We start from the raw sequence: 3,559 nt of genomic DNA, 5'->3' as shown, positions 1-3,559 counted from the left end.
CGGCCGCACATTCTATCTTGTTTGTCAACTATTTTTACAAAATAAAAAGACTCCTATATTATTTCTAATATAAGAATCTAATTATTTTTCCTTAACTTAATGACATTGCCTGTACAGACTCTTTTTCTTTTACTCAGTTCTATTATATGTCAGCTTATCTAACTGATCGCATTTTCGAAACAACTCAATATACAGCATTAATTCCTCTCTGACAGTTATTCCCAGTTTTCGATTCATATTTGTATTATGTTTTCTAGCTGTTCCAATACTGATATAAAGCAATGAAGCAATCTCCTGTATCGTATATCCATCAACATAATACTGAAGAACCATCCTCTCTGACGGAGTCAGAGTTTCCACGCGCAAAGCAAACGCCTTGAGCATTTCTTCTATATTCGGAGGAATGCCTCCATTTTCCAGTTTCTCCGTATTTCTTTTTTTCTGCATAAAATCAACCAGTGCATCCACTTCTGAAATTCCTGATAAATTTTCATCTGTCAGCGTATCCTCCTGCAGTGCTTTTAAACTCCGAAGAATCGGCTTCACAAAACGACGGGACATACTGACAGAAACAACCAATAATAAAATCAGGAATAACAACGTACCGATGATCCAGTCCCTTCGATTGTCCGCTGTTAATTTTTCATAATTCGCTTCTGATATCAATGTCAGTACCGCAAGCGGCATCCCATTACAACTCTTCAATTCAAGCAGTTCATGCCTGCCTATATAATTCCCGAAAGCGGTAGAATATGTATTATAATACTTTCCTTTCTTCACTGTCATCGTTCCTGATGGTGAAAGATACGTTTCCTTTGTATCTCCGAACATCGCCTTATCCAGATAGATGTTTCCTTTTTTGTCCATAGGAGCCAGTACTGTCACTATATTCCCACAGGAACCTTCCACCATAGGATAAGACAGCCTGAAATACAGATTACTCATCTCCATACCGCACAAACCGCGTACTTTTCCGGTACTGTCTAAAACCGGGACATATAAAAGCTGCACATCCTCCCATGTGTCACTCAGCTCCAGCCGGTCTGTCCACAGGCAGCTCTCTACCAGCCGGTTCCCATCAAACTGCATAATCTGTTCATAACCCGGCAATGCGGACGTATCAAATTCTAAATTCCAACGGTTATGGAGCTGTACCTGCTCTGCTCTTGCAATATCAGCATTTCCCCTGAAAAAAACTACGTGCTGTTTGCTTGTATTTACTGCCTTTAAATCAGACAGGCGCAGGTAAATTCCCATGCGTGATGTATCTGCATATTCCGTCTTCGTATTTACCGTTGCATCCAATACAACAAAAACTCCACTGCAATACTTCACATCCAATGCAGATTTCAAGGAGGGATACAGCGCAGACTCTAAATCCATGATCAGCTGAGGATTATCATTCAAATCTGAAAATGTCTTTCCATTGGCTGTCAGGCATTGATTCAATTCTTTTGTAATGTCTTCCGATAAAGAAATACTTCTCGCCATCATAATATCAGTCTGCTCTGTCATAGTTGACAACGTATTTTTCTGCTGGGCAGACAACATTTCCCGTACTTTAAAATCCATTCCCGGAAGGACTCCCAAAATACTGAATAATAGAACTGTCACAAAAAAAAGTGTTAAAATCACCACGCACCAATAAACAATCAGTCTTTGCTGCATACGAATGTTTTGTCTCTTTATTCCTTTTATAATCTTCCAGAAATTTATTTTCTTTTCTCCCATATGTCAGCCACCTCTTTTTGCCGATCCGGCAGACATTATTGTGTGTATGCTGCTTTGAAATCCTCTAATGTCTCTGAAACAAGTTTATCCATATCTTCCGGGTCTTCCAGCCACTCCAACCGCTTTACTGACAAGATTTGCCTGATAAGTTCTTCAAACTTTGTTTCCAGATCCAGATAGGAATCCAATTGCGGAGCAGTATAAAATGTATAATTCTCCTGCGTCTTTAAAAAAGCCTGATAAAGTGATACATACATCGGATCACTTAACTTCTCGAGCGCCTCCGGAAGGTAAATATCGAAGCCTCCTGCTTTACCGGCATATATCCAAGACTAGTCACAAATTCTACATTCTTTTGGGCTTCTGTCAGCCATTTAAGAAACGTAATACAGGCTTTTTCTTTTTCCGGTGTAGATTTTACCGTACAAATACCGGCACCCCGCTGCATGACCATCGTTTCTCCCCTGGCAAATACGGGACATGGCATGGAAACAATCTCTACTTTTTCCGATGTGTTATCCGCATAAGTAACTTTGTCAGAATAATATAACACACTGGCTGACGAAGCCACCGATACAATCGAATCTCCCGTTCGCAAAGGTTCCGTTGCATAACCGCTGCGAAGCCATACTCCTCCGGACAGTGCCGCTTTTGCATAAGGTTCCCATACTGTTTGAAATTCCGGTCCGAAAGCCAGATTTTCTCCCTTAAAGAAATTTTCACCCAGAGATTCTACACCTACCTGAAAATAGTTAAAATGATAATCATGAACGAAAAAATTCTTTCCATCATCAGGAATGTCCGGCGTCTGGTTATCTGTCCATGCAGCATATTGTTCTGCCATTGCGAAGAGTCCTTCCCATGTTTTTAAATCTTCCATCTTCGCTCCTGTTTCTTTCGCAAAACGATCAAATGCTGTTTTATTGATAAACATAACTTCCGTTGATTTTGCTACCGGCAAAATAGAAAGTCTTTCATGAATGACACCTTCTTCCAAAAAGGCCGGAATAAATTCGTTCAATTCTTCTTCTGTAAAATAATCATAATAATCTACAAGTTCCGTATCATCCGGCATCGCCAGAACTGTTTTAGGATAGGAAACAAACATATCCGGCAGTTTGGAAGCTCCCGGATCTCCAAATGCGGATGCCAGTACATTTTCATGTATCGTATTCGTATTTGTAACACTGCCAACCTGTACCTGGATATTTTCCTCTTTTCCAATCGTTTCATTAAATTCATCAATCAGATCGTTTAATGGCGATTCTGTCTGTCCTCCATATACATGCCACAATGTAACGGTTACTGGATCTTCTTTTTTCTTCTGCCCACACCCTGTAAAAACTATAACCGCAATCATTACCAGGAATAGGCAGATTCTTCTCATAATACATCTCATATTATTTTTCTCCTTTCCAGACAGTATCTTATAAACAATCTGACATCTCAACAAGGAACAAAACCATAGGTTTGATACACTTTTACATAGTATATGATATCGGTTTTCAGAGTCTTAAGCACTCCCCATATGGGCAGGGCAACCGCATAAAATATCCATTTAGAGAACTATTTCCCTAGATGGATATTTTTAAATATTTTCTACAATTTTCTCAAAAATCAATTCCTGCACATATTCTAAATGATATGTATATAACATACTCATCTTTTTATAGGTCATTTTTTTCTTCTTGTCAAATCGTTTATCCAATTTCATAAGATTATAACAGATCTTTCGGATCAGTGACAGATTTTGCATCGCTTTTTCTGCTTTGATTTTACATGCATCCTCTCGAAAATGAACATCCAACACCCAATGAAGATTGTTTTC

3 protein-coding genes and 1 pseudogene are annotated in these 3,559 nt (G+C 39.0%); all 4 read right to left on the bottom strand.

Going from position 1 to position 3,559, the window contains the following annotated elements; all coding sequences use genetic code 11:
- Positions 1–129: 129 nt before the first annotated feature.
- Positions 130–1,731: a helix-turn-helix transcriptional regulator gene (locus tag DWX73_RS12925; protein ID WP_118349094.1), complete on the bottom strand. Its 1,602-nt coding sequence runs from the start codon at positions 1,729–1,731 to the stop codon at positions 130–132.
- Positions 1,732–1,766: 35 nt separating this feature from the next.
- The gene (locus DWX73_RS15315; protein ID WP_330413696.1) at positions 1,767–1,988 is read right to left on the bottom strand and encodes a hypothetical protein; all 222 of its coding nucleotides are present in this window, start codon (positions 1,986–1,988) and stop codon (positions 1,767–1,769) included.
- A gap of 8 nt (positions 1,989–1,996) precedes the next feature.
- Positions 1,997–3,130: an ABC transporter substrate-binding protein gene (locus tag DWX73_RS12920; RefSeq protein ID WP_330413695.1), complete on the bottom strand. Its 1,134-nt coding sequence runs from the start codon at positions 3,128–3,130 to the stop codon at positions 1,997–1,999.
- 189 nt (positions 3,131–3,319) lie between these two features.
- A pseudogene (locus DWX73_RS13600) lies at positions 3,320–3,559 on the bottom strand (hypothetical protein); the annotation flags it as partial.

The organism is Coprococcus sp. AF21-14LB (assembly GCF_003458885.1).
GTDB lineage: Bacteria > Bacillota > Clostridia > Lachnospirales > Lachnospiraceae > UBA9414.
The sequence above is the reverse complement of the archived record's forward strand: the minus strand, read 5'-3'. Positions and strand labels throughout refer to the sequence as shown.

Bases quoted from the DNA above. Each gene is read 5' to 3' on its own strand.
- DWX73_RS12920 (WP_330413695.1), bottom strand. From the start codon at position 3,130: ATGAGATGTATTATGAGAAGAATCTGCCTATTCCTGGTAATGATTGCG.
- DWX73_RS12925 (WP_118349094.1), bottom strand. From the start codon at position 1,731: ATGGGAGAAAAGAAAATAAATTTCTGGAAGATTATAAAAGGAATAAAG.
- DWX73_RS15315 (WP_330413696.1), bottom strand. From the start codon at position 1,988: ATGTATGTATCACTTTATCAGGCTTTTTTAAAGACGCAGGAGAATTAT.